Origin of the sequence: Arthrobacter sp. ok362 (assembly GCF_900102785.1) — a bacterium.
Classification (GTDB): domain Bacteria; phylum Actinomycetota; class Actinomycetes; order Actinomycetales; family Micrococcaceae; genus Arthrobacter.
Genome location: NZ_FNGC01000010.1, coordinates 83,037 through 107,396, shown reverse-complemented (window position 1 = coordinate 107,396; position 24,360 = coordinate 83,037). Strand labels below are relative to the sequence as shown.

General features: G+C 64.3%; 27 protein-coding genes. 19 read left to right on the top strand and 8 right to left on the bottom strand.

The window, feature by feature from the left end; all coding sequences use genetic code 11:
- Nucleotides 1-27: 27 nt before the first annotated feature.
- The 3 genes from glmM to rplM form a co-directional block, all read right to left on the bottom strand.
- The gene (glmM, locus tag BLQ10_RS14305) at nucleotides 28-1,389 is read right to left on the bottom strand and encodes a phosphoglucosamine mutase (RefSeq protein ID WP_091563162.1); all 1,362 of its coding nucleotides are present in this window, start codon (nucleotides 1,387-1,389) and stop codon (nucleotides 28-30) included.
- Between the two features lie 113 nt (nucleotides 1,390-1,502).
- Nucleotides 1,503-2,012: a 30S ribosomal protein S9 gene (gene rpsI, locus BLQ10_RS14300; protein WP_018773707.1), complete on the bottom strand. Its 510-nt coding sequence runs from the start codon at nucleotides 2,010-2,012 to the stop codon at nucleotides 1,503-1,505.
- 36 nt (nucleotides 2,013-2,048) lie between these two features.
- On the bottom strand, nucleotides 2,049-2,492 hold the full coding sequence (gene rplM / locus BLQ10_RS14295; RefSeq protein WP_015937805.1) for a 50S ribosomal protein L13: 444 nt from the start codon (nucleotides 2,490-2,492) through the stop codon (nucleotides 2,049-2,051).
- Between the two features lie 319 nt (nucleotides 2,493-2,811).
- Here rplM and BLQ10_RS14290 point away from each other — a divergent pair, with 319 nt between their 5' ends.
- The 18 genes from BLQ10_RS14290 (at nucleotide 2,812) to BLQ10_RS14205 (ending at nucleotide 18,698) form a co-directional block, all read left to right on the top strand.
- Entirely contained in the window at nucleotides 2,812-3,513 is a 702-nt protein-coding gene (locus tag BLQ10_RS14290; protein WP_091563160.1) for a prepilin peptidase, read from the top strand.
- A gap of 270 nt (nucleotides 3,514-3,783) precedes the next feature.
- Nucleotides 3,784-3,993: a Flp family type IVb pilin gene (locus BLQ10_RS14285; protein WP_091563158.1), complete on the top strand. Its 210-nt coding sequence runs from the start codon at nucleotides 3,784-3,786 to the stop codon at nucleotides 3,991-3,993.
- 122 nt (nucleotides 3,994-4,115) lie between these two features.
- Nucleotides 4,116-4,517 carry a TadE/TadG family type IV pilus assembly protein gene (locus BLQ10_RS14280; RefSeq protein ID WP_091563156.1) on the top strand — a complete coding sequence of 134 codons (402 nt, stop codon included), beginning with the start codon at nucleotides 4,116-4,118 and terminating at the stop codon, nucleotides 4,515-4,517.
- Nucleotides 4,505-5,521, top strand: coding sequence for a pilus assembly protein TadG-related protein (locus BLQ10_RS14275; RefSeq protein ID WP_091563154.1), 1,017 nt, complete (start codon nucleotides 4,505-4,507; stop codon nucleotides 5,519-5,521). The genes BLQ10_RS14280 and BLQ10_RS14275 overlap by 13 nt, the downstream gene beginning before the upstream one ends.
- Nucleotides 5,522-5,540: 19 nt before the next feature.
- Nucleotides 5,541-6,323 (top strand): Flp pilus assembly protein CpaB, encoded by a 783-nt coding sequence (locus tag BLQ10_RS14270; RefSeq protein WP_175558624.1) that lies wholly within the window; start codon nucleotides 5,541-5,543, stop codon nucleotides 6,321-6,323.
- Nucleotides 6,320-7,525, top strand: coding sequence for a CpaE/TadZ family protein (locus BLQ10_RS14265; RefSeq protein WP_091563152.1), 1,206 nt, complete (start codon nucleotides 6,320-6,322; stop codon nucleotides 7,523-7,525). The genes BLQ10_RS14270 and BLQ10_RS14265 overlap by 4 nt, the downstream gene beginning before the upstream one ends.
- Nucleotides 7,522-8,994, top strand: coding sequence for a TadA family conjugal transfer-associated ATPase (locus BLQ10_RS14260; protein WP_091563149.1), 1,473 nt, complete (start codon nucleotides 7,522-7,524; stop codon nucleotides 8,992-8,994). Before BLQ10_RS14265 ends, BLQ10_RS14260 begins: the two co-directional genes overlap by 4 nt.
- A 161-nt stretch (nucleotides 8,995-9,155) precedes the next feature.
- Nucleotides 9,156-9,947: a type II secretion system F family protein gene (locus BLQ10_RS14255; RefSeq protein ID WP_368086522.1), complete on the top strand. Its 792-nt coding sequence runs from the start codon at nucleotides 9,156-9,158 to the stop codon at nucleotides 9,945-9,947.
- An 18-nt stretch (nucleotides 9,948-9,965) separates the two neighbouring features.
- Complete coding sequence (locus BLQ10_RS14250; protein ID WP_091563147.1) at nucleotides 9,966-10,847, top strand: type II secretion system F family protein; 882 nt, start codon at nucleotides 9,966-9,968, stop codon at nucleotides 10,845-10,847.
- Nucleotides 10,848-11,110: 263 nt separating this feature from the next.
- Nucleotides 11,111-11,350, top strand: coding sequence for a Flp family type IVb pilin (locus BLQ10_RS14245; protein ID WP_091563144.1), 240 nt, complete (start codon nucleotides 11,111-11,113; stop codon nucleotides 11,348-11,350).
- 98 nt (nucleotides 11,351-11,448) lie between these two features.
- Nucleotides 11,449-11,823 carry a TadE/TadG family type IV pilus assembly protein gene (locus BLQ10_RS14240; RefSeq protein WP_091563142.1) on the top strand — a complete coding sequence of 125 codons (375 nt, stop codon included), beginning with the start codon at nucleotides 11,449-11,451 and terminating at the stop codon, nucleotides 11,821-11,823.
- On the top strand, nucleotides 11,811-12,785 hold the full coding sequence (locus BLQ10_RS14235) for a pilus assembly protein TadG-related protein (RefSeq protein WP_091563139.1): 975 nt from the start codon (nucleotides 11,811-11,813) through the stop codon (nucleotides 12,783-12,785). Before BLQ10_RS14240 ends, BLQ10_RS14235 begins: the two co-directional genes overlap by 13 nt.
- 17 nt (nucleotides 12,786-12,802) lie before the next feature.
- Nucleotides 12,803-13,555: a Flp pilus assembly protein CpaB gene (locus tag BLQ10_RS14230; RefSeq protein WP_254785568.1), complete on the top strand. Its 753-nt coding sequence runs from the start codon at nucleotides 12,803-12,805 to the stop codon at nucleotides 13,553-13,555.
- Nucleotides 13,552-14,742: a CpaE/TadZ family protein gene (locus BLQ10_RS14225; RefSeq protein ID WP_091563138.1), complete on the top strand. Its 1,191-nt coding sequence runs from the start codon at nucleotides 13,552-13,554 to the stop codon at nucleotides 14,740-14,742. Before BLQ10_RS14230 ends, BLQ10_RS14225 begins: the two co-directional genes overlap by 4 nt.
- Entirely contained in the window at nucleotides 14,743-16,251 is a 1,509-nt protein-coding gene (locus BLQ10_RS14220) for a TadA family conjugal transfer-associated ATPase (RefSeq protein WP_091563135.1), read from the top strand. It begins immediately after the preceding gene.
- Nucleotides 16,252-16,258: 7 nt separating this feature from the next.
- A complete protein-coding gene (locus BLQ10_RS14215) occupies nucleotides 16,259-17,194 on the top strand; it encodes a type II secretion system F family protein (protein WP_091563133.1) in 936 nt (311 codons plus the stop codon).
- A gap of 7 nt (nucleotides 17,195-17,201) precedes the next feature.
- Complete coding sequence (locus BLQ10_RS14210) at nucleotides 17,202-18,086, top strand: type II secretion system F family protein (RefSeq protein WP_091563130.1); 885 nt, start codon at nucleotides 17,202-17,204, stop codon at nucleotides 18,084-18,086.
- Nucleotides 18,087-18,218: 132 nt separating this feature from the next.
- Nucleotides 18,219-18,698, top strand: coding sequence for an Hpt domain-containing protein (locus BLQ10_RS14205; RefSeq protein ID WP_254785567.1), 480 nt, complete (start codon nucleotides 18,219-18,221; stop codon nucleotides 18,696-18,698).
- A gap of 62 nt (nucleotides 18,699-18,760) precedes the next feature.
- Here BLQ10_RS14205 and BLQ10_RS14200 read toward each other — a convergent pair whose 3' ends face one another.
- Nucleotides 18,761-19,522, bottom strand: a complete 762-nt coding sequence (locus tag BLQ10_RS14200; RefSeq protein WP_091563128.1) for a response regulator transcription factor — start codon at nucleotides 19,520-19,522, stop codon at nucleotides 18,761-18,763.
- Nucleotides 19,523-19,730: 208 nt separating this feature from the next.
- Here BLQ10_RS14200 and BLQ10_RS14195 point away from each other — a divergent pair, with 208 nt between their 5' ends.
- On the top strand, nucleotides 19,731-21,038 hold the full coding sequence (locus tag BLQ10_RS14195; protein WP_368086521.1) for a sensor histidine kinase: 1,308 nt from the start codon (nucleotides 19,731-19,733) through the stop codon (nucleotides 21,036-21,038).
- A gap of 122 nt (nucleotides 21,039-21,160) precedes the next feature.
- Here BLQ10_RS14195 and BLQ10_RS14190 read toward each other — a convergent pair whose 3' ends face one another.
- The 4 genes from BLQ10_RS14190 to rpsK all read right to left on the bottom strand — a co-directional run bounded on the left by BLQ10_RS14190 (nucleotide 21,161) and on the right by rpsK (nucleotide 24,277).
- Nucleotides 21,161-22,051 carry a tRNA pseudouridine synthase A gene (locus tag BLQ10_RS14190; RefSeq protein WP_175558622.1) on the bottom strand — a complete coding sequence of 297 codons (891 nt, stop codon included), beginning with the start codon at nucleotides 22,049-22,051 and terminating at the stop codon, nucleotides 21,161-21,163.
- Between the two features lie 31 nt (nucleotides 22,052-22,082).
- Nucleotides 22,083-22,655 (bottom strand): 50S ribosomal protein L17, encoded by a 573-nt coding sequence (rplQ, locus tag BLQ10_RS14185; RefSeq protein ID WP_091563124.1) that lies wholly within the window; start codon nucleotides 22,653-22,655, stop codon nucleotides 22,083-22,085.
- 77 nt (nucleotides 22,656-22,732) lie between these two features.
- A complete protein-coding gene (locus BLQ10_RS14180; RefSeq protein WP_018773683.1) occupies nucleotides 22,733-23,743 on the bottom strand; it encodes a DNA-directed RNA polymerase subunit alpha in 1,011 nt (336 codons plus the stop codon).
- Between the two features lie 132 nt (nucleotides 23,744-23,875).
- Nucleotides 23,876-24,277, bottom strand: coding sequence for a 30S ribosomal protein S11 (gene rpsK / locus BLQ10_RS14175; RefSeq protein WP_018773682.1), 402 nt, complete (start codon nucleotides 24,275-24,277; stop codon nucleotides 23,876-23,878).
- Nucleotides 24,278-24,360 lie beyond the last annotated feature (83 nt).

Here is a 24,360-nt window from a genome sequence, read left to right as displayed (position 1 = left end):
CCAGCCGGTGGAACGGCTACAGGCCGACTATTCCGGGACGAGCTCCAGGGCCAGCTCGCTCCGGACAACCTGGGCAAGGCGCTCCGCGACGTCCTGGGCGGTGTCGTGGTCTGCGGCTTCAACCATCACGCGCACCACCGGCTCGGTGCCGGAGGGACGCAACAGGACACGGCCAGTGTCGCCGAGCTCGGACTCGGCGACCGACACGGCCGCAGCCACTGCCTGATCGCCCTTCACCCGGGCACGGTCCACGCCCTTGACGTTGATGAGGACCTGGGGCAGCTTGGTCATCACCGTGGACAGCTCCTTGAGCGGGCGCCCGGTGAGCGCAACCTGGGCTGCAATCTGCAGGCCCGTCAGCACGCCGTCGCCGGTGGTGGCGTGCTCAGCAAAAATCACATGCCCCGACTGCTCGCCGCCAAGGCTGAAGCCGCCGTTGCGCATTTCCTCGAGGACATAGCGGTCGCCCACCCCGGTTTCACGCAGGCTGATCCCGGCGTCGCGCAGGGCGAGCTTCAGGCCGAGGTTGCTCATGACGGTGGCCACAAGGACATCGTCCTTGAGCTTTCCGGAGGTCTTGAGGGCGACGGCCAGGATGGCCATGATCTGGTCGCCGTCGACCTCGTTGCCTTCGTGGTCCACGGCAAGGCAACGGTCGGCGTCGCCGTCGTGGGCGATACCGAGGTCGGCCCCGTGGTCCAGGACGGCGCGCTTGAGCGGGCCAAGGTGGGTGGAGCCAACCCCATCGTTAATATTGAGTCCGTCCGGCTCGGCGCCAATGACGATCACGTTGGCGCCGGCGTCCTTGAACACCTGCGGGGAACAACCGCTGGCTGCGCCGTGGGCGCAGTCGAGCACGACTTTCAGACCGTCGAGTCGGTGCGGAAGTGTGCCGAGCAGGTGCACGATGTAGCGGTCCTCGGCGTCGGAGAAGCGTTGGATCCGGCCCACCTCAGCGCCGACGGGCCGAAAGGGCTCCTTGCCGAGCTGCTCCTGGATGGCATCCTCGACATCGTCGGGCAGCTTCTGGCCGCCACGGGCGAAGAACTTAATGCCGTTGTCCGGCGCGGGGTTGTGGGAGGCGGAGATCATGACGCCGAAGTCGGCGTCGAGGTCCGCCACGAGGTAGGCGGCCGCCGGAGTGGGAAGAACGCCGGCGTCGTAGACGTCGATTCCCGAGCTTGAGAGTCCGGCCTCCACGGCGGCCGCGAGGAACTCGCCGCTGGCCCGCGGGTCGCGTGCCACCACGGCGCGCGGACGCTTCCCTGTTGTGTTGCGGTCATGGCCAAGCACGACGGCGGCGGCCTGGGACAGCTGCAACGCGAGCTCGGCGGTCAGCAACCCGTTCGCCAAGCCCCGGACTCCATCGGTTCCAAATAATCTAGACATCGAACCAATCTTAGTCGATGGCCCGGACAAGTCCCGCTTTAACGGCGAAAGCCCGCCCCGCCGATTGGCGGAACGGGCTTTCGTGCAAGCGCCAAAAGCGCTTGGAAGCGGAATTAACGCTTGGAGTACTGCTGAGCCTTACGAGCCTTCTTAAGACCGGCCTTCTTACGCTCGATGACGCGGGCGTCACGGCGCAGGTAACCGGCCTTCTTCAGGGTGGCGCGGTTGTTCTCGGTGTCGATCTCGTTCAGTGAACGGGCGATGCCGAGGCGCAGGGCACCGGCCTGGCCGGAGATGCCGCCACCGTGGATGCGGGCGATGACGTCGTAGGCACCGTCAAGATCGAGGATCTTGAAGGGCTCGTTGACGTCCTGCTGGTGCAGCTTGTTCGGGAAGTAGTTCGCCAGCTCGCGGCCGTTGATGGTCCACTTGCCGGAGCCCGGCACAACGCGAACGCGTGCAACGGCTTCCTTACGACGGCCAACTGCAGCGCCGGCAACGGTCAGTGCCGGCCGTTCCTTCTTCGGCGCAGCTGCTTCCGCAGCACCGCTCTCCGAGGTGTAGCTGGTCAGGTTTTCCTCAGCCTCAACGGCTTCGGTGGTCAGTTCTTCGTTCTGAGCCACGATTCTCCTTGATAAAAAGTTGGTTGGTGGCCAGGACTACTGGGCGACCTGGGTGATTTCGAAAGTCTTGGGCTGCTGGGCGGCGTGGGGGTGCTCTGCACCGCGGTACACCTTCAGCTTGCCCAGCTGCTGTGCAGCGAGGGAGTTCTTCGGGAGCATGCCCTTGATGGCCTTCTCCACGGCGCGAACCGGGTTGGACTCAAGCAGTTCCGCGTAGTTGACGGAGGTCAGGCCGCCCGGGTAACCGGAGTGGCGGTATGCGCGCTTCTGCTCCAGCTTGGCGCCGGTGAGGGCAACCTTTTCAGCGTTGATGATGATGACGAAGTCGCCCATGTCCATGTGGGACGCAAAGGTGGCCTTGTGCTTGCCGCGCAGCAGGATTGCGGTCTGGCTCGCGAGACGACCAAGGACAACGTCGGTGGCGTCAATGACGTGCCACTGGCGGTTGATATCGCCGGGCTTCGGGGTATACGTACGCACGGTGTTTGCCTCGTTCTTGTTCTGGCGTTCTTGTTTTAGGCGTCACTCTTACGGTGCACCTACTATCTATGCGCTACCGGAACAGAGGTGAGGGCTCTATGTAACCAGTCATCCTGAAGTCTCGAATGTGCACGTTGAGTAGCTATCCTGCAACCGGATTCTCAAGCGGGCACGCACCATCGAGATAGGACACGCACAACGACTACCAAGAATAGCCTGCCACGGCCTCTTGGGTCAAAATGGGGTGTCCGGATGCATCCTGTCTGCTCGCTGTTTCGCAGACTGTCCCGTGCCGGCCCGTCGCATCCCTGGAGGAACCGTGTCCGATCCCGCCGCCGCAGGCTCCGTCTCCCTGCTGCTTGCACAGCCGGCCGGATCGCTCACCGGGGTCCTGTTCATAGCAGGCGTCGCTCTCGCGGGCGCAGGCCTATCCCTGTTGGCCGAACTCTTCATCCGGCGCACGCTCCCCCGCCTTGGCGGACCCCTGACGGTACGCATGAGAATTACGACGGCGGCGGCCACTTTTGCGCTGTCCGCCCTGCTGGCCTGGCGCTTCGGGCTCTCCCCTGGACTCCCTGCGTACATCCTGCTGGCTGTGGTCGGCGTCCAGCTGGCGCGAATCGACCTGCTGCACCACTTATTGCCAAACCGGATGGTTCTCCCCCTGCTCGGAGCCGGCCTGGTGCTGCTCACCGGCGCCGAACTAACACAAGGAACTGCGGAAAACCTGCTGCGGGGCGTCGCCGGCGCGTCGATTCTCTTCATTTCGTACCTGATTTTCGCTCTGACCAGCAAAAACGGCCTCGGAATGGGCGATGTGAAGCTCGCAGCACCACTTGGACTGTACTTGGGCTACCTAGGCTGGTCCCACGTGTTCTACGGCGGAGCGCTCGGGTTCGTCGTAGGCGGCGTCGTTTCCCTCCTTCTGGTCCTCAAAAACCGCGGAAACAAGCCAAAGGAAGTGCCGTACGGGCCCTCGATGCTGGCGGCCGGCCTGGCCGTAATCCTGCTGCTCCCCTAGGTAGCACCCACCTCCCCCCGGGGACGCGAATTAAGTAAGACGGCTTATTAAACCAAGTAATTGAAGCCCACGCCTACTTGGAAACTGAGTACACCCCCGTTTGAGGGCAGGTGATACCCATTTTTCCGTCCAAAAAGTCGAGTATCGAACTTCATTGCCCTGCCGATTGGGACCGTGCAAATGTTGTCCCAACGAAGCTCCAGCGAATAAGCAATCGGGGATTTGCCGGAAATTCGTTCAATACTCAAACTCTGGAAAAGGATAAATAAAATGACTGGTCTCATGGTCTCAATGCTCGCTTTTGTTTCCGGCGTCAAGGAAAAGCTCACCCCCGAAAAGGGAGCCACCGCGACGGAATACTCGCTGCTCGTAGCCTTCATCGCCTTCGCGGTTATCGGCGGCGCCACGATCTTCGGCAATGACCTCAGTACCTGGTTCTCAACGCTCGGCAACACCGTCAAGGGCTGGGCCAACAAGTAGCCGAAGCCGGCTCACAGCACCACAAATTCGGGTCTCAGCTCCACCAGATGTGCCGCGTCCGCACAACGCGGACGCGGCACACTTCTTTCATCTTCAGCTGCCTCTATCCCTGGGGGGATCCAATGAATCGCAGCAAGTCCAGAGCGCCCTGGTCACGGGCGCAGGGGCGGGAACGCGGCGCAGCTGCCGTTGAGTTCGCTCTCGTGGCACCAATCCTTCTGGCTTTGGTCGGGGGCATTGTCGAATTGGCCCATATCTACAACCTGCAGATTTCCGTCACGCAGGCCGCCCGCGAGGCGGCACGGGACATGGCCATCCACAATAACCAGGGCCTGGCCCAGGCGGCAGCCGTCGCCGGCGCCCCGGGACTCACGGCAGGAAACTTCGCGTTCGCCTTCTCCGGCGCCTGCGCGGACGGTCTGAACGCTACTGTGACCCTCACCTATAAGGCCAGCAGCCTCACCGGCATGTTCGGTGACCTGTACACGCTCACTGGTGTAGGAGCCATGCGATGCGGAGGTTGAGCAGGGACGACGACAGGGAGCGCGGAGCTACGGGCGTCCTGTTAGCCGTCATGATGTTAGTTCTCATCGGCGCCGGGGCCATGGCCGTGGACGTGGGCCAGATCTACGCCGAGCGGGCGCAACTCCAGAACGCCGCGGATGCCGGAGCGCTTGCCGTGGCCCAACAGTGCCACCGAACGCCCGCCACGTGTTCGCAAGCAAATGCGCTCCTATGGGCAAAGGATTTGTCAGGCGGCAATTCCAACGATGGGGTCACTAACGTCGATTCGGTTGACCTTTCGGTAACCGGCCAGGTCACCGTAACCACTTCCACCCAAAGCGGGTCCAATACATTTCTCACCAAGTTGTTTGCCAGCGCACTGAATGCACCATCCGTCACAGTCGGGGCGCACGCGACGGCCTCCATGGCACCGCCCACTGGTGGGTCCAGTTTCCCACTGGCAATTTCGGACAGCTGCTACAACCTCTCGACGGCAAGCAGCACTAGCCAGGTGCAGAAGATCTCCTATAAGCCCGGCGGAACCTGCACGGGCCCGTCCGGAACGCAGATCCCGGGGGGCTGGGGCTGGCTGGACCAAGACTCTCCCTGCGTGGCCAAAACGAAACTCGGTAGCAACGATCTCGGATCCGATCCGGGCAACAACCCGCCCTCTGGGTGTTCCGACGTCCTCAAGGACTGGATCAAAACCATCACCGCCGGCGGAGAAGTGCATGTCGCTTTCCCGATCTTTGACGACGCCACCAACAACGGCCAGAACGGGTCCTTTCACATCATCGGCTATGCCACCTTCAAGGTCTGGGGCTGGAAGTTCGGCAACAACCACGAGTACGAATTTGGCAACACCAAGAACGATCCCGGAATGACGGCCGACCTAGCATGCGCGAGTGGAAACGATCGCTGCATTATCGGCCAGTTTATTAAGTTTGAAACCATCGACTCGTGGACGGGAGCGGGTGGCACGGGAGCGAATCTTGGAACGGTTGATATCAAATTGATCAAATAGGAATTTCTAAGGGGTTATGATGAAAACTCGTCTGCTGGGGGGCATCGCCGCATTACTTGTGGCAATTATCGGAACCGTACTGCTGGTCACATATGTTCAGAATGCTGATAAACGCGCACTGGCCGGCACGGAAACGGAATCTATCTATGTGGTCCAGAAAACCATTCCGGCCGGCGCCTCTGCCGAGACTGTCGCCGGTTCCGTGACCACGAAGTCAGTGCCGAAGCTCGCCGTCGCCCAAAACAGCGTCACTGATCTCGCGTCGCTAGGGTCCAAGGTGACGGCAGTTACCTTGATGCCAGGGGAACAGCTCCTGTCCAGCCGTATGGTTGAAGAAAACGCGTTCCTCGGCCCGTCACGAGTCCAGGTGCCCGCGGGGCTCCAGGAAATCACTCTAAAGCTGCCCATTGAGCGGGTGGCTGGCGGCGTACTGAAGGCCGGCGACACAGTGGGGGTTTTCCTGTCTCTGGAACAGGCCTCGGACAAACAGTCGGGCGCCAAAGTGAGCAAGACGCAACTCACGTTTCATAAGGTTTTGGTAACCGCGGCGCAGTTCAGCGATGGCGCAGCCACGCAGACAGGCACCCCGGATACTACTTCCGGCTCCAGCCAGGTTTCGTCGACATCGAGCAGCAACGCCCAAGGCGACGGAAACTATCTCATTACGCTGGCCAGGAACTCTCCCGACGCGGCACGAATCGTCTTCGCCGCGGAATTCGGCAAGATTTACCTATCCAAGGAACCGGGCGACGCGCTGGAGTCCGGAACCGGGGCAGTTGACACGGCGGGGCTGTTCCGATGAGCCGCTTCGTACTCATCAGCCCGAACGGCGATTTTGAACGGCTGGTCCGCCTAGCCGTCAACGGACTCCACGGCAGCCTGCACGTGTTTCCGGTCGACTACCTCCCTGAGGGGCCTTCCGACATGCTTCGCCAGATGCAGGGAGAACCCCCGGAGGTCCTGATCCTCGGACCTGGCCTACCGGTGGAAGGATCACTCAAGCTCGCCTCCGTGATGGACCTCCAGTACCCGGAAATCAGCGTAGTGCTCGCCGCCACGGCTACCCCCGAGACGGTGCTGCAGGCCATGCGGGCCGGCGTTCGGGATTTCCTGGATCCGGCAGCCGACACGGACACCATCCGCGTCATGCTGGAGCGGGCCAGCCTGGCGGCAGCAGGCCGGCGTCGCGGACTTGCCCCGCAGGCGTCAGAGCACGCCGACCATGGCGGCGCTGGTCGCGTCATCGCAGTGATGTCACCCAAGGGCGGCGTGGGTAAGACTACGGTGGCCACAAATCTCGCGGTTGGGCTCGGGAAGACGTCACCGATGAGTGTGGTGGTGGTCGATCTCGATCTCCAGTTCGGTGATGTGGCCAGCGGGCTGCTGCTTGACCCCGAGTTCACCATCACGGACGCCGTACTTGGCGCCGCCAGCCAGGACTCCATGGTCCTCAAGACCTACCTGACGGTCCACCCGGCCGGCATCTATGCTCTGTGCGCACCGCGAACGCCCATCGAAATGGATCGGATCACCGGAGCCCACGTATCGCATCTGTTGGAACAGCTCCGGCAGGAATTCCGCTACATCGTGGTGGACACCGCGCCGGGGCTGGGCGAACACGTTCTGGCGACGCTGGAACAGGCGACGGATGCCGTCTGGATCTGCGGAATGGACGTTCCCAGCATCCGGGGCATGCGTACCGGCTTCCAGATCCTGGATGAACTCGGCCTCATTCCGGAACACCGCCACATCGTGTTGAACATGGCTGACCGCCGTGCCGGGCTGAGCCTCAAAGACGTCGAGGCGACCGTCGGTGCCTCGGTGGATGTAGTCCTCCCGCGCTCAAAGAATCTGCCGTTCTCCACAAACAAGGGAGTTCCCGTTCTTCAGGACGGTAGCAGGGATCCCGCATCCAAAGGTCTGCGCCAACTGGTGGATCGCTTCAAGCCCGAGTGGGAAGCAAGACCCCACAAACAACTGCACAGAAGGGCGGTATTCCAGTGAGCCTCACAGACCGGTTCCTGCAACTGCGCGGGGATGCCCCCGCAGCAAAACCAGAGGAGGCGCAGCAGCCTGCTTCCGTCGATGTCTTCCAGACGCCCTCGACGCTCGGCCGCATCCATGAGGCGAAGGCCGCCGCGGAATCGCGCTCCGACGTCGTGGAGGTCCAGCAGACCGCCTCCATCGCCAGCGAAGCGCTCAACGCGCTCAAAGAAAGGGCCAGCCAGGCGCTGTTCGAACGCCTGGGCTCCAGGATTACAGATTCGTCCATCGGCGAGGCTGAGCTGCATCAGTCGGTCAAGGACGAGCTCAGGCTGGTGGTCGAGGAAGAGCAGATCCCGCTCTCCGGCCCCGAGCGCCAGCGGCTGATCCGAGAGATCACCGACGACATCCTCGGGCACGGGCCCATCCAGAGGTTCCTGGACGACCCTGCCGTCACTGAAGTCATGGTCAACCGCTTTGACCAGATCTACGTGGAACGCGACGGCCAGCTTTACCTGACGGACACGAAGTTCACCTCGGACGAGGCCCTGCGCCGGGTGATTGAGCGGATCGTGTCCAACGTGGGCCGGCGCATCGATGAGTCCTCGCCCCTCGTCGACGCCAGGCTGTCTGACGGGTCCCGCGTCAATGCCATCATTCCGCCCCTCGCGGTGAACGGACCCGCCCTGACCATCCGCAAGTTCGGAAGGGACCCTCTGACCGTCAACAACCTAATCTCGATGGGCAGCCTGTCCCCCGAGATGGCCGAACTGCTGCAGGCCTGCGTGCAGGCCAGGATGAACATCATCGTTTCCGGCGGCACCGGCACAGGCAAAACAACCCTCCTCAACGTGCTTTCCTCCTTCATTCCTCCCTCGGACCGGATTGTCACCATCGAAGACGCCGTGGAACTGCAGCTCCAGCAGGACCACGTGGTGCGATTGGAAAGTCGGCCACAGAACATTGAAGGCAAGGGTGAAATCTCCATCCGTGACCTTGTCAGGAATTCCCTGCGCATGCGGCCGGACCGGATTGTCGTCGGCGAAGTCCGCGGCGGCGAGTGCCTCGACATGCTGCAGGCCATGAACACCGGCCACGACGGTTCCATCTCAACCGTGCACGCCAACTCACCGAGGGACGCCATCGCCAGATTGGAAACCCTGGTGCTCATGGCCGGCATGGACCTTCCCCTCCGGGCGGTGCGCGAGCAGGTGGCCTCTGCAGTGAACCTGATCGTCCACATCTCCCGTCTTCGGGACGGCTCCCGCCGAGTCACGCACGTCACCGAAGTCCAAGGCATGGAGGGGGACATCGTCACGCTCCAAGATGCGTTCGTCTTCGACTATTCGGCGGGTGTGGACAGCTCCGGACGGTTCCTCGGCAAGCCGGTGCCCACGGGAGTTCGACCGAGATTCACGGACCGCTTCGCCGAGCTCGGCCTTTCGATTTCTCCTGCTGTCTTCGGTGTGCAGCCGATGAGGGGGCGGTAGTGATGCTTCCGGAACTTTCACCCCTCTCTTTCGGGGTCGGCCTCCTGCTCGTCTACGGGGCGCTGGCGATCACGTTCACAGTAGTGTTCAAATCACGGTCCGCCGTTCCGCTGTCTCGTCGGCGCCCCGATGCTACACCGCAGTCTTCAGCCTTTTCTAGGTTGACGGACCAAACTGTCCGGGCCATTAACGGCGGCGTTCGAGGCAGCCGTAGCGGGATCCTAAGCCGTGAACGGCTTGATGCCGCCGGCCTCAAAAAGGGCCCTGGCGACTACATGCTGATGGCCGGAGCTTCGACCCTAGTGGCCGGGGTTGTGGGATATTTCGCCGGCGGGCTCTTCTCCGCGATTCTTTTGGCAATTCTGGCGCCGGTGGCGTTGTGGGCGTTACTCGCGTTGCTGGTCTCCCGGCGGCGGCGGAAATTCGAGGAGCAGGTTCCGGACACGCTGCAGTTGTTTACCGGCGGCCTCCGGGCAGGCCACAGTCTACTTCGGGCTATCGATGCCGCGGCCCAGGAAAGCGAGGCACCCATGGCCGAGGAACTGAACAGGGTAGTCAACGAGACAAGGATCGGCCGGGACTTGGGCGAATCGCTTGACGAGGTGGCACGCCGGACGGACAACGAAGACTTTGGCTGGATCGCCCGGTCCGTGGAGATCCACCGGGAAGTCGGCGGGGACCTTGCCGAAGTCCTGGATCATGTTGGAGAAACCATCCGGGACAGGAATCAAATCCGCGGTCAGGTGCGCGCCCTCAGCGCCGAGGGCAGAATATCGGCCCTTGTCCTGATCGCGTTGCCCGTCGTCATGTTTGTCGGGTTGACCCTGTTCAACCCGACGTATTCGAAGGTCTTCACCAGTACGCTGCCCGGCTATCTCATGATCGGCGCCGCAGTCGTCCTGCTTAGCGTCGGCGGCTTCTGGCTCAGCCGGCTCATCAAGCCGAAGTTCTAGGGAAGCAGGGAGAACACCGTGCAAATCATTGCCTACGCCGCCATCCTGGCGGTCATCGCCCCGCTGTCCCTCATGACGTGGCTTGCCGTGACCGGCGACCGGGCCGGCTTCAGGAACATCCAGTCCAATCTGGGACACCGTCCCCAAGCCGGAGCGTCTGCGCTTCCGGCCAACGAACATTTGGCGTCCCTGACCCGGAAGGCGATGCCCCAAGGCTACGCCGCCTGGCTGGACAGGCAAGTCGCGGGTGCGGGCCGGCCCATGGCGTGGCCATTGGCCCGCGTCATCATGGTGAAGCCGATCCTGGCCTTGGCCGGCGCCACGCTCGGCATCCTGGTCTACGCCGCTGATCCCTCGGCCACGAAGTTCGGCATTTTTCTCGGGGCGACGGCCTTGAGTTACTTCCTGCCGGACATCCTCCTGCGGAATTATGCCGAAAAGCGCCGGGCCGCCATTCAACTCGAACTCCCCAACGCCCTGGACCAGATGCTCATCTCTGTCCAGGCAGGTTTGGGTTTCGAGACGGCCATGGCGCGGACCGGCGAAACTGGTAAAGGTCCGCTAGCCGACGAACTGATCCGGACCCTGCAGGATATCCAAGTGGGACGCTCCCGCAAGGAGGCCTACCTGGCCCTCGCGCAGCGCGTCGATGTTCGAGACCTGCGGTCGTTCGTCAGGGCCGTCGTCCAAGCGGACAGCTATGGTATCGCCATCGCCAATGTTCTCAAGGCCCAGGCAACTGTCATGAGGGTCAAACGACGCCAGCGGGCCGAGGAACACGCCATGAAGATGCCCGTGAAGATGCTCTTCCCGCTCATCTTCACAATTCTTCCGGCACTTTTCATCGTCGTGCTCGGACCTACGGTGATGAGAATCATGGAGGTCTTCTCCCAACGCTAGTCGCTTGGGCGGCCGCTTCCGCGGCCCGCTCCACAGACCGGACCCCCTTGGACCCAGAGCCGAGGGGGTCCTTCGGCGTGCACTGCGGGGTCCTTCGGCGTGCCCCCAGCGCAGGACGGGCGCAGGGAATGTACAAGAAACGTGCAGTTTGGGAAGCCTTGGCACAGGATGCGTCAAAGGCGAATCGTCGGCGTGTCGTAGGTTGCTAAGTTCCTCTCAGTGCTGGTGCAGGGCCAGCCTCCCAACTCGCTCAGGAGTCACCAATGCGTTCCATTCTCTCCAGCTTCGCAGCCCGTCTTCGCCGAGATCAGCGCGGCGCCACCGCCGTCGAATACGGCATCATGGTCTCCCTCATCGCCGTCGTGATCATCGTCGCGGTCACGCTGCTCGGCGGCACTTTGAAGGACACCTTCACCCAGATTCAGTGCTCCGTCAGCGGTGGCGCGTTCGCAGCGTCCACGCCGGCAGGCAACGCGACTTGCACGCCGAAGGCCACCCCCTAGCTCGATCGGTGCGCATCGGCCAATGAGCGCGTAGCGGTGGCCTGGGGCCACCGCTACGCGTGTTTCCTCAGAACCCAAACGCAGGAAGGCGGTCCCCCTTGTCCAAAACATCGGAACGGGGCGCCGTCGCGGTGGAATTCGCGCTTCTCGCCCCGGTCTTGGTCATGCTGCTGCTCGGCATCACCGAATTCGGCAGGGCCTACAACGCCCAGGTCACCCTCTCCAGCGCCGCCCGCGAGGGCGTGCGGGTCATGGCCATCGGCAACAGCCCCAGCGCCGCGCGGACGGCGACCAAGAATGCTTCCTCCACACTCAAACCCGGCCTGACCGACACCAACATCACCATCACCCCTTCCACCTGCACCACCGGAACCTCAGTGACCCTCAAGATCACCTATTCGCTCTCCACGATGACCGGCATCGCGGGACCGTTCACCATGGAAGGCAAAGGAGTCATGCTGTGCGGCGGCTAGCAGTGGCACCCCCCAACGGCGAGCGCGGCGCCATCAGCATCCTGGTCGCAATTCTCATGGTGACCCTGTTGGGCTTCGCCGCCCTGGCCGTCGACGTCGGCATGCTGTATGCGGAAAAGACCCAGGATCAGAACGGCTCGGACGCAGTGGCGCTCATGGTCGCCCAAAAGTGCGCCAAGAACATCAACGACGCCGATTGCTCCACCACTTCCCCACTCGCCCGAAGCCTCGCCAACGGCAACGCCCACGACGGCGCGAGCAACATTGCAGCCCTCGTCCTGGACAAGGCCGCCCGCACCGTGACAGTAACGGTGGGGGCCCAGGAAGCAGGTAAGACCCCCAATAAGGTTTCTCTCTTCTTTGCCCGTGCCTTGGGTCTTTCAAGCGCCGACGTAACAGCTACCTCCCGTGTGCAGTGGGGGACGCCATCCACGGGCACGATCCTTCTGCCCCTGGCGATTGCCCAATGCAAACTCAACCTGCCGCCCGGTTCGCTGGCTGGTGCCGAACAGGTCCTGGACATGGATTCCGGCGGCTGTGGCGAGATCCCGGGTGGCTTCGGCTGGATTTCGGATAGCGATGCAAAATGCGGGGTCACCCTGTCAGCCGGACAGGCAAACAATGCTGGCGCATGGTTTTCCAGCAACACGGGGGCGAGCGCACCAACCGAGTGCACCACCGCGGACTTGAGCAAGATGCAAGACCAAACAGTCCTTTTCCCGCTGTACGACGTGGCCACAGGTAACGGCTCCAGCGGCAAGTACTACGTGAAGGGATTTGCCGCCTTCCACGTCACTGGTTACCACTTTGCCTCTAACAGCTGGTCATTAGGCGGGACGCTCAAAAACAAGACCATCAGCGGCTATTTCGTCCGATACGTCTCTCTGTCCGACGCCTTCGAACTCGGCGCAGCACCGGACTACGGGACCTCAATAGTCCGCCTCACCATTGGAGTGCCCTAACAGTGAAGTCACGCTTATTGGCAGGAATCGCGGCCCTGGTGCTGGCCGTAGTCGGAGCCATCCTGGTAGTCAGCTACGCGCAGGGAGCCGACGCCCGGGCAGTGCAGGGACTTGAACCAGTGGACGTTCTGGTAGTGGCCAAGGCCATCCCGGCGGGCACCTCCGTTGAGGCCCTCCAGCCGTTCCTCGCGACCGAGAAACTTCCGGGCAAGACCGTCGCACCGTCCGCGGTGAAAACACTCGCTGGAATAACCGGCAAAGTCACCGCCGTCGAACTGCTCCCCGGCGAGCAGCTCGTCGCGGAGCGCTTGATTGCGCCCGAGGAACTGCAGACCAGCGGATCCGTGCAGATCCCGGCCGGTCTCCAGGAGGTGTCCTTCCAGCTCGAACCGCAGCGCGTGGTCGGCGGCAGGCTGGCACCGGGGGATCACGTCGGTATCTTTATTTCCCTCAAAAGCGGTGGCCTCGAAGCCAAGCCGGAGAAGGAAACCACCCAGTTGACCATCCACAAGGTGCTGGTGACCGCCGTGCAACGCGCCCCCGTCGCCACCCCGCCCGCCCAGCCCTCAACGGACGGCACCACCCCGCCCGCCGAAGATACCTCACTCCCCACCGGATCGCTGCTGCTGACTGTCGCCGTCAACGATGTGGACGCCACGAAGATTGTCTACGCGGCCGAATTCGCCAGCATCTGGCTGAGCAAGGAACCGCTCAACGCCAAGGACAGCGGCCGGCCAGGAATTGTGACGAAACCAGAGGTGTACAAATGAGCCGTTTTGTCCTGATTTCCCCGAACACGGACTTCGATGCCCGTGTCCGCCAGGCGCTGGCCGGCGGCCTCCCGGGCAGTCTGCAGACCTTCGCGTTCGTCAATCCCGCGAACCCTGCCGAGCTCTTCGCCAGCCTGAACCAGGAACGGCCGGAGGTCCTGATCCTGGGGCCGGACGTGCCAGTGGAAGATGCCCTGCGCCTGGCAACAGTGTTCGACGTCCAGCTTCCCGAGCTCAGCGTCATCCTGGTCGGGGAGGCAGATCCGAACTTCGTCCTGCTGGCCATGCGGGCCGGCATCCGCGACATCCTCAGCCCGGCGGCGGACCCCGCCCAGATCCGGGTGCTGCTGGAGCGGGCCTGCCAGTCGTTCGCCACCCGCAATCGGACCACGACGGCCAGCCAGCCGGACAGCGCCAAGGGGTTGGTGATCGGAGTCTTCTCCCCCAAGGGCGGAGTCGGCAAAACCACGATTGCCACCAACATCGCGATCGGGCTGGGCAAAGTCGCACCCATGGGCGTGGTGATCGTCGACCTGGACCTGCAGTTCGGGGACGTCGCCTCGGGTCTGTACCTGAACCCGGAGCACACGGTGACCGACGCCGTCTCGTCTGCGGCCAGCCAGGATTCCCTTGTGCTCAAGGCCTTCCTCACGGTCCACCCGGGCAGCATCTACGCCCTCTGCGCCCCCAGGACGCCCGAGGAGGCGGACGACATCACACCGCAGCAGGTCACCCGGCTGCTCGAACAATTGGCCGAACAGTTCCAGTACGTCGTCGTCGACACCGCGCCCGGGCTCCCGGAGGTCGGGCTGGCCGCGCTCGAACAATGCACCGATGCCGTCTGGGTGACCGCCATGGACGTGCCGAGCGTCCGCGGGCTGCGCTCCGGCCTCGAAATCCTCCGGCGGCTCGATCTGCTGCCCGAGACCCGCCACGTGGTCCTGAACATGGCCGACTCCAAGTCCGGGCTGAGCGTCCAGGACGTCGAAGCGACCATCGGAGCGCCCGTGGACGTCAGCATCCCCCGGTCCAAAGCAGTCGCCTTCTCCACCAACCGCGGTATCCCGGTGCTTCAGGACGGACGCAAGGATCCGGCCATCAAGGGACTGTGCCAGCTCGTCAGCCGGTTCGATCCCGCCTGGCGCGCCACCGCCCAGAAGAAACTCCACCGTCGGGTGGTGGTCTAAGTGAAGCTTTCCGAGCGGCTCCGCTCCGCCGAGGGAACACCCGCCGACACCCCACTGACCGCGTCAGCGATGGCCGTATCCCCGCTGGCCGCGTCCCCGTCGAGAGGAAGCGACGCGGCGGCGGCACCTTCGGCCGCTGCCGTGCTCCAGAAAAGCAGCCACCCACCCCTGCCGAGCTTCCCTGAGCACCAGGAATCCCGCGCCCGCGGCCAGCAGCCCGTCGACGCTTTTGCGGCCCTCAAGCAGCGGGCCGCCACCGCGTTGTTCGAAAGGATGGGAACCCGCTTCAACGATTCGGCAACCAAGGAAGAGGACCTCCGCACCTCGGCCCGGGAAGAGCTCACGCGCATCATCGACGCCGAACAGGTCCCCTTGTCCGCCGAAGAGCGCTCGCGGCTGGTCCGCGACGTGGCCGACGACGTCCTGGGCTACGGACCGCTGCAGCGCCTCCTGGACGATCCCGCCGTCACGGAAATCATGGTCAACCGCATGGATCAGATCTACGTGGAACGGAACGGCAAACTGACACTGACAGAGTCTCGCTTCAGTTCCGAGGACCACCTCCGCAAAGTGATCGAGCGTATTGTTTCCAAGGTGGGCCGGCGCATCGACGAGTCCTCGCCCCTGGTGGATGCGCGGCTCGAGGACGGTTCCCGTGTCAACGCAGTCATCCCGCCGCTCGCCGTCGGCGGTTCCTCGCTGACAATTCGAAAGTTCAGCAAGGTGCCGCTCACCGTCCGTAACCTCATCGAGTTCGGCACGCTGACGCCGGAAATGGCGGAACTGCTCAACGCTTGTGTCCGGGCCAAGCTCAACATCATCGTCTCCGGCGGCACCGGCACGGGCAAGACCACACTCCTGAACGTCCTGTCCTCCTTCCTGCCCCACGACGAGCGGATCGTGACTATCGAGGACGCCGTCGAGCTCCAGATCCAGCAGGAGCACGTGGTGCGGCTGGAAAGCCGGCCGCCCAACACCGAGGGCAAGGGCGAGGTCACCATCCGTGAACTGCTGCGGAACTCCCTGCGCATGCGCCCGGACCGGATCGTGGTAGGCGAGGTCCGCGGCGGCGAATCACTGGACATGCTCCAGGCCATGAACACCGGCCACGACGGTTCGCTCTCGACCGTCCACTCCAACTCGCCGCGCGACGCCGTCGCCCGACTCGAGACCCTCGTGCTCATGGCCGGCATGGACCTGCCCCTGCGCGCCATCCGGGAACAGATCGCCTCGGCCGTCAACCTGATCATCCAGATCTCCCGCCTGCGGGACGGCACCCGGCGGATCACCCATGTCACCGAGATCCAGGGCATGGAGGGAGACATCGTCACGCTCCAGGACGCCTTCGTGTTCGACTACACCGCCGGCGTCGACGCCCAGGGCCGGTTCCTCGGCAAGCCCGTTCCCACCGGCATCCGCCCGCGCTTTATCGACCGTTTCGAGGACCTGGGCATCTATGTCTCACCCAGTGTGTTTGCCGCACCGCTGACACCGGCCGGAAGGGCGTGATCCGTCCATGACTCTGCTGCCCATCGGCGTCGGCCTGCTCTTCAGCGCAGTGGTGGTCCTGGGGATCGTGCTGCTCGCCCCGGGCGGGGCGAGTGTCCCACTGGACCGGCGCAGGCCCGCCCAAGGCCAGTCAGACTCGCAGCTGACGCGATTCGCCGGCTCGGCCGTCCACCTGGTCGACGGATTCTTCTCAGGCCGCAAAGTCCGGCTCTTCAACCGCGAGTCGCTGGAGCAGGCCGGCCTGCGCCTGAGCCAGGCCGACTTCTACGTCCTGCTGCTGGCCGGCGCTGTTGCGGCGGGCATTGCCGGGTTCGTCGTCGCGGGACCGTTGCTGGCGGTCCTGCTGGTGCTCCTGACGCCGATCGTGGGACATCTCGTGATCGGTTTCCTGACTGGCAAGCGCCGCAACAAGTTCGACCAGCAGCTCGGCGACACGCTTCAGCTGCTCTCCGGCGGCCTCCGGGCCGGGCACAGCGTCCTGCGCGCCATTGACGCGGCCGCGTCCGAATCGCAAAGCCCGACGTCGGAGGAGATGCGCCGCGTGGTCACCGAGACCAGCCTCGGCCGGGACCTCCTGGCCTCCCTCAGCGACACCGCGGACCGGATGCGGAACGAGGACTTCGTCTGGATCGCCCAGGCCATCCAGATCAACCGCGAGGTAGGCGGAAACCTGGCCGAAGTCCTGGACCAGGTCAACGAGACCATCCGCGAGCGCAGCGAGATCAAAGGGCACATCAAATCCCTCGCCGCCGAGGGCAAGTTCTCCGCGTACATCCTCATGGCCATGCCGATCGGGATTGTGCTGATGCTGATGCTGGTCAATCCCGGCTACATGAACGTCATGTTCACGCATCCGCTGGGGTGGGGCATGATCGCCGCTTCCGTCATCCTCATGACCATTGGCGGTCTGTGGATGCGCAAGATCATCGACCTGAAGTTCTGAGGCGGCCATGGCACCCGCTGTACTTTTTGCCATGCTGCTGGTGGCGCTGCCGCTCGGCTATCTCGCGTGGTCCCTGCTCTCCGTCGACCGCAGATCACAGCGCGCTGTCCGGGAGATACTCGCCCTGGGCGCGGACCCTGCCGAGCTCACCCAGCGCGAACGCAGTGGCCTGCCGGAACGGATCGGCTACCGGCTGACGCCCGCGGCCTACGTCCGCAAGCTGGACAGGCTGCTGTCCCTCGCCGGGCGCCCCGCCTCGCTGCCGCTGGGGCGCGTGCTCGCGGCCAAGCCGCTGCTTGGCCTGCTCGGTGCCCTCCTGGGCTTCTGGATCAGCGCCAACGGCCCGACGCCGATCCTCAAGCTCGTAGGGGTCTTTGTGTTCCTGCTGGGCTATTTCATCCCCGACCTCCTGCTCTACAGCAAAGGCCAGGAGCGCCAGAAAATCATGCAGCTGGAACTGGCCAACACGCTGGACCAGATGCTCATCTCCGTGGAAGCGGGCCTGGGCTTCGAAGGCGCCATGGCCCGGGCCGGCGAGAACGGCAAGGGCCCGCTGGCGGAGGAACTGATCCGGACCCTGCAGGACATGCAGGTCGGGCGCAGCCGGCGCGAGTCCTACGTTGCGCTGGCGGAACGGACCAACGTGCCCGAGCTGCGCAGCTTCGTCCAGGCGGTGGTCCAGGCCGACACCTACGGCATTGCCATTAGCCGGGTGTTGCGGGTGCAGGCGAAGGTCATGCGGGTCAAGCGCCGGCAACGAGCCGAGGAGAAGGCCATGAAGCTGCCCGTCACCATCTTGTTCCCCTTGCTGTTCTTCATCTTCCCTGTGCTTTTCATTGCCATTCTGGGTCCGGCCGTCATCAACGCCATTGACACGTTCAGCGGCCAATAGCAGCCGCTGTCACAGCCGAGTCCATGGCCGGCAATAGCCCCCGTGGCTGGTTCCCCTGCGGAAAGCCTCAGGGTTTCCGCAGGATAGACCGGGCTCCAAGGCATCGCCTGTATCAGCAAGTACCGTGGTCACATGTCCCTTCCAAGCGCCTTCCCCGACGACGGGGACGCGAGCATTGTCCTCGCTCCCACAAACTCTCCCGGATTGCCGGCGCCTGCCTTCACGGCGTCCGGTGCGCCCACGGCCTTCCCGGCGGCGCCCCCGCTAGTGGATCCGGCCGCGCTTCAGGACCTTGGTGCCCAGCTCGACAGCCCGGCCGTGGCGAAGGGATTTGCGAGGGATTACACCCGGATGTGGGACAAGCGCTACCAAACACTGGCGTCGGCCCTCGAGCGGGGGGATCTCGCTGGCTCGATGGACGCGGTGCTCAGCCTGAAGACGTCCTCGGCCATGGTCGGCGGCCTGCGCCTGGCCCACCTCGCCGGCGAGCTGGAGAACGCCCTCAGGGCCGGCAACGTGGGCCACGCCCTGGCGCTCCTGCGCGATGTTGCCGAGCGCGGCGGGGAAACCGTTGACGAGCTCCAGTTCAGCTATGTCCTGTGGGACAGCTAGGGCCGCCGGCACCGCTGCCCCCAACAGGCGATCCGGTTACCGCACGCCGGCCCTGCAGGAGGCTACCGCGCCGGCGAAAGCCGGTAGCCCACGCCCCGGACGGTCTGCAGCCAGCGCGGTTGCACCGGGTCCTCGCCGAGTTTCCTGCGCAGGTTGCCGATATGCACCTCGACGGCGCGTTCGTCGGATTCGCTGATGTAGGCGTCCGCCCGGTAGTAATCGCCCCGAACTACCCGCACCAGTTCGGTCTTGGACCGCACGGCGCCGCCGCCCCTGAGGAGGGCCTGCAGCAGGTCGAATTCGCTGCGGGTCAGGCTGATCGCCACCCCGTCGACACTCACGGACCGGGTCTCGGGGTTCAGGTCCAGACCGTTGTGGTGCAGCACCGGACTTTGGGACGGTGCCGGCGCGGCGACGGCCTCAGGACCGGTGATCTGCGCGGACCGGATGTCCTGCCGGGGCCGGCGCATCATGGCACCGACGCGGGCGCGCAATTCGCGGGGCCGGAAAGGCTTCGCCAGGAAATCATCAGCTCCGGTATGAAACGCCGTCAGCGTGTCAAGTTCGTCGGTACGCGCCGTCAGCATGACCACGTAGGCGTCGCTGAACTGCCGGATCCGGCGCAGCACCTCGAAACCGTCGATATCGGGGAGTCCGACATCCAGGGTGACCACGCTCGCCTCCTGCGCCCTGACGACATCGACCCCTTCACGCCCGCCGGCCGCCGAATGAACTTCGAAGCCTGCCTGGCTCAATACGGCTTCGACAAGGTTCCGGACATCTTCGTCGTCTTCTACTACGACGGCGACTCCCAGGTCGGTCATGGCCCCCCTCATGTGTCACGCTACGCTGCCGTTCGCGGATGCGGCGGCAGCACTGGTTTCGCCAGCCCCCACCGGCATTGTCAGAATACCCATCGTAGAAGGCAAAAGGGTGGCGGCTCAGTAACAGAAACAGCAAATCTTCGTTTTATGTCAAATTTGCGTGACACAACGTGTAAAACTGGAGTAACGGGAAGGGAGCGGGGCGTCTTTGCTTAGACAGCGGCTGATCCGCGGTGCGGATCGATACGGCAAGGCACTGGGGCCACGCGCGCGGGTCCTCGTGTGCCAGTTGCCGCTGGCCGTGATGATGGCTGGCGTCGCACTCGCTGGCCCGGCCGCGTGGCCCGGCCTTCCGGACAGCACCTTGTGCCGGTTCGCGCTCGCCCTGCAGGCCGCGCTCCTCGCGGCCTGCGTCCTGGTGCCCTGGCAGCGCTTTGGACCGTTGGCGCCACTCGTCATCCCGATCCTGGACCTGGTCGCGATCGGCCTGCTCCGGGATGGGACCTCGGCTGGCCTGCCGGATCCCGGTGTGCTCTCGGTCCTGCCGGTGGTGTGGATTTCGGCGTCCAGCCTGTCCGCGGCCGCGAGCCTTTCACTGAGCTTCTCGGCGCCCCTGCTGGCCGCCCTGCCCTGGCTCTTGGCGGACCGCACGGCACCGCTTGCAGCCCGCACGGCCGAAGCCGTGCTGGTGCCGCTGATGATGCTGGCGGTTTCCCTGGCCATGCGTTCCGCGCGGGCGCGCCTGCGGCACGAGCAGCGGCGGATCAAGTCCAAGGAAGCCGAACTGGGGGTCCTGCTCGCGGAGGTCACCGGTCTGGTGGATGCCCTCGCGGCGAAGGACGACGTGGTCTCCACCGTCTCCCACGAATTCCGCACGCCGCTGACATCCATCATCGGCAACCTGGACCTGGTGCTCGCCGACATCGAGGGCCTGGACAGTCCGGTGGTACGCCGGGTCGAAGTGGCGCAGCGCAACGCGGAGCGGCTGCTGGCCCTGGTCTCGGACCTCCTCATGTCCGCCAGCGCCGCAGTCCATGTCCATCCCCGCCGCACCGACCTCGCCGGGCTCGTGGAGGCCAGCCTGGGCTCGGCCCAGGCACAGGCACAGGCGTCCCGCGTCCGCCTCGCAACGGACGTCCCGGGTCCGCTCTGGGCCAACGTGGATCCGCTCCGGATCAGCCAGGCCCTGGACAACCTCGTTTCCAACGCGATCAAGTACTCACCCGACGGCGGTTCGGTGCGGGTTTCCGCCAGCACGGCCGACGGCCTGGTGCGCCTCCACGTCGAGGACACCGGAATGGGCATGACCGCTGCCGACGCCGGGCGGGTCTTCACCCGTTTCTTCCGCAGCCCGGCCGTCCGGGACGGCTCCATTCCGGGCGCCGGCCTGGGGCTGTCCATCACGAAGGCCATCGTGGAACGGCACGGCGGGTCCATTTCCTGCCGCACCCGTCCGGGCCACGGAAGTACCTTCACACTCGAGCTTCCCACCGACGGGCCCCCGGCCGCCTTCTAGTGCCACATATCAGTGGTTGCGTCGGGGTTTCCCCATCTTCGGGGGCCAGGCCGACGTGTTGCGCCGAATCGCCGGCGCATAGGAGTTCCTGCCGGCAAAGGTGGGGAGAATCCGCGGCGGTCTTAGGCGCGCCGGGCCCGGGTCAGTTCGGCGCGGGCCAGCATGCCGGTGTCGGTTGGGTAGGCCACTTCCTCGAGCACCAGCGGGTGCGGGGCTGCCAGCACGGAGCGGGCGTCGCGCTGCCGGGCGAGGAGCCGCTCATAGAGCCAGCCCGGGGTCTCTACGCCCTCCCCCACGTACAGCGCCGAGCCCACCAGGGAGCGGACCATGTTGTGGCAGAACGCGTCGGCCTGCACGGTGGCGACAATGACGCCGTCGGTGCCGCGGGCGAATTCGAAGCGCTGCAGTTCACGGATGGTCGTGGCGCCCTCGCGGGGCTTGCAGTAGGAGCGGAAATCCTGCAGTCCGAGCAACGAGGAAGCGCCCTCGTTGAGGAGCCCGACATCAAGCGGTTCCTTGTGCCACAGAGTGGAGGCGCGTCCCAGCGGGTCCCACAGCGCGGGGCCGTCGGCGATCCGATAGGCATAGCGGCGCCAGAGGGCGGAGAACCGGGCATCGAAGCCTTCGGGCGCAATGCTCACCCGGTGCACCTCGATCGCCCCGCTGAGCTCGCCCAGGCCCCGGCTCAAGGCGCCGCGGAGACGGCGGAGCAGGGCAACGGCGGGATCGAGTTCGGCGCCCCGGTTCAGGCCGCGCCACTCGGCTTCGGTGAGGTCCAGGTGGACTACCTGTCCGCGGGCGTGCACGCCGGCGTCGGTCCGGCCTGCCACGGTGACCCGAACCGGCCGGCGGATCAGCAGCGCGAGGGCCTCCTCCAGGACGCCCTGCACAGTGCGCATGCCCGGCTGCACGGCCCACCCGCTGAACGGGCCGCCGTCGTACGCCACATCAAGCCGGATACGCAAAAACCCGCCGCCCCCCAAGACGGGGGCAGCGGGTTTGAGCTCGTTCATAGACTTAAGTCTATAAGAAAGATTTAGCGAATTACTTCGCGTCCTTCTCGGACTCAGCAGCAGCTTCCTCAGCGGCCGGGGCCTCTTCGGTTGCAGCAGCTTCAGCTTCAGGAGCGGCCTCATCAGCCTCGGGAGCCTCTTCGGTCTCGGCAACCGGAGCTGCTTCGGCCTTCTCGGCGTCCTTCTTGTCTGCATCGCGCTGGGCAGCTGAGGTAGCCTCGGCTACCACGGCCTGCTTCGCGGAAACCGGCTCGAGAACCAGTTCGATGACAGCCATGGGAGCGTTGTCGCCCTTGCGGTTGCCGATCTTGGTGATACGGGTGTAGCCGCCTTCGCGGTTCTCCACTGCCTGTGCAATGTCGGTGAACAGCTCGTGGACGACGCCCTTGTTGCTGATCAGGCCGAGTACACGACGGCGGGAAGCGAGGTCGCCACGCTTGGCGAAAGTCACCAGGCGCTCAGCGTACGGCTTCAGGCGCTTGGCCTTGGTCACCGTGGTGGTGATCCGCTTGTGCTCGAACAGCGCAGCGGACAGGTTCGCGAGCATAAGACGCTCGTGAGCCGCTCCGCCTCCGAGGCGCGGACCCTTAGCGGGGGTAGGCATAATAGTTTCTCCTCATATGGAAGCCAGAAGGCTGCGCACGCCAGGGTGCATCCAGCCAGCCGGCCAAGATCTGTTGGTTAGAGCTCGTCGTCGCTGAACGCGGCGTCGTCCTCTTCGATGGCTGCGGCACGTGCTGCGAGATCGAAACCGGGAGGGGAGTCCTTGAGGGACAGGCCCAGTTCGACCAGCTTGGCCTTGACCTCATCGATGGACTTCGCGCCGAAGTTGCGGATGTCCATGAGGTCAGCCTCGGAGCGGGCAACGAGTTCACCCACGGTGTGGATGCCCTCACGCTTGAGGCAGTTGTAGGAACGGACCGTCAGGTCCAGATCCTCGATCGGCAGAGCCATGTCGGCTGCCAGGGCAGCGTCCGTCGGCGACGGGCCGATCTCGATACCTTCAGCTGCGGTGTTCAGCTCGCGGGCCAGACCGAACAGTTCCACCAAGGTGGTACCTGCCGAAGCAACGGCGTCGCGCGGGGCGATTGCCTGCTTGGTCTCGACGTCGACAATGAGCTTGTCGAAGTCAGTGCGCTGCTCAACACGGGTAGCTTCCACGCGGAAAGTAACCTTCAGGACCGGCGAGTAGATCGAGTCGACCGGGATGCGGCCGATCTCGGAGTCGCCGGACTTGTTCTGAGCTGCCGAAACGTAGCCGCGACCGCGCTCGATGGTCAGTTCGAGTTCGAACTTGCCCTTCGAGTTCAGCGTGGCAATGTGCAGATCCGGGTTGTGGAATTCGACGCCGGCCGGCGGAGCGATGTCCGCGGCGGTGACGACTCCCGGGCCCTGCTTGCGCAGGTACGCAACAACCGGCTCGTCGTGCTCGGAGGAAACCGACAGGTTCTTGATGTTCAGGATGATCTCGGTGACATCTTCCTTGACACCCGGAACCGTGGTGAACTCGTGCAGCACGCCATCGATCCGGATGCTCGTTACAGAGGCACCGGGGATGGAGGAGAGCAGGGTACGGCGGAGGGAGTTTCCGAGGGTGTAACCAAAGCCCGGCTCCAGCGGTTCGATGATGAACCGGGAGCGGTTTTCGGAGACGACCTCTTCGGAGAGGGTGGGGCGCTGTGCAATGAGCACTTAGGTTTCCTTTCGGCGAGCATCCGCTATATGACGCAACACAGGTGGTGGAAAGATCGGTCTGGAGACTTAACGCCGCCGGGCTTGCCCGGACCGGTGAGGGTCCGGGCAAGCTCCTGGCGGTGGAAAGCCTTAGACGCGGCGGCGCTTCGGCGGACGGCAGCCGTTGTGGGCGCTGGGGGTGACGTCCTGGATGGAGCCAACTTCGAGGCCAGCGGCCTGCAGCGAACGGATGGCGGTTTCGCGTCCGGAACCCGGTCCCTTGACGAACACGTCAACCTTGCGCATGCCGTGCTCCTGTGCACGCTTTGCGGCGGCTTCGGCGGCCATCTGGGCAGCGAACGGGGTGGACTTACGCGAGCCCTTGAAGCCAACCTCACCGGACGAAGCCCAGGAGATGACAGCACCGTTCGGGTCCGTGATGGACACAATGGTGTTGTTAAAGGTGCTCTTGATGTGCGCCTGGCCCAGCGCGATATTCTTCTTGTCCTTCTTACGCGGCTTGCGAACCGCGCCACGAGTCTTCGGGGGCATTTTTTCTCCTACAGAAAGTTATCGGGGGAAAGCGATCGCTTGTTCCCACATTTGCCGGTTTCCTTTGAAATCGCGCCAGCGAT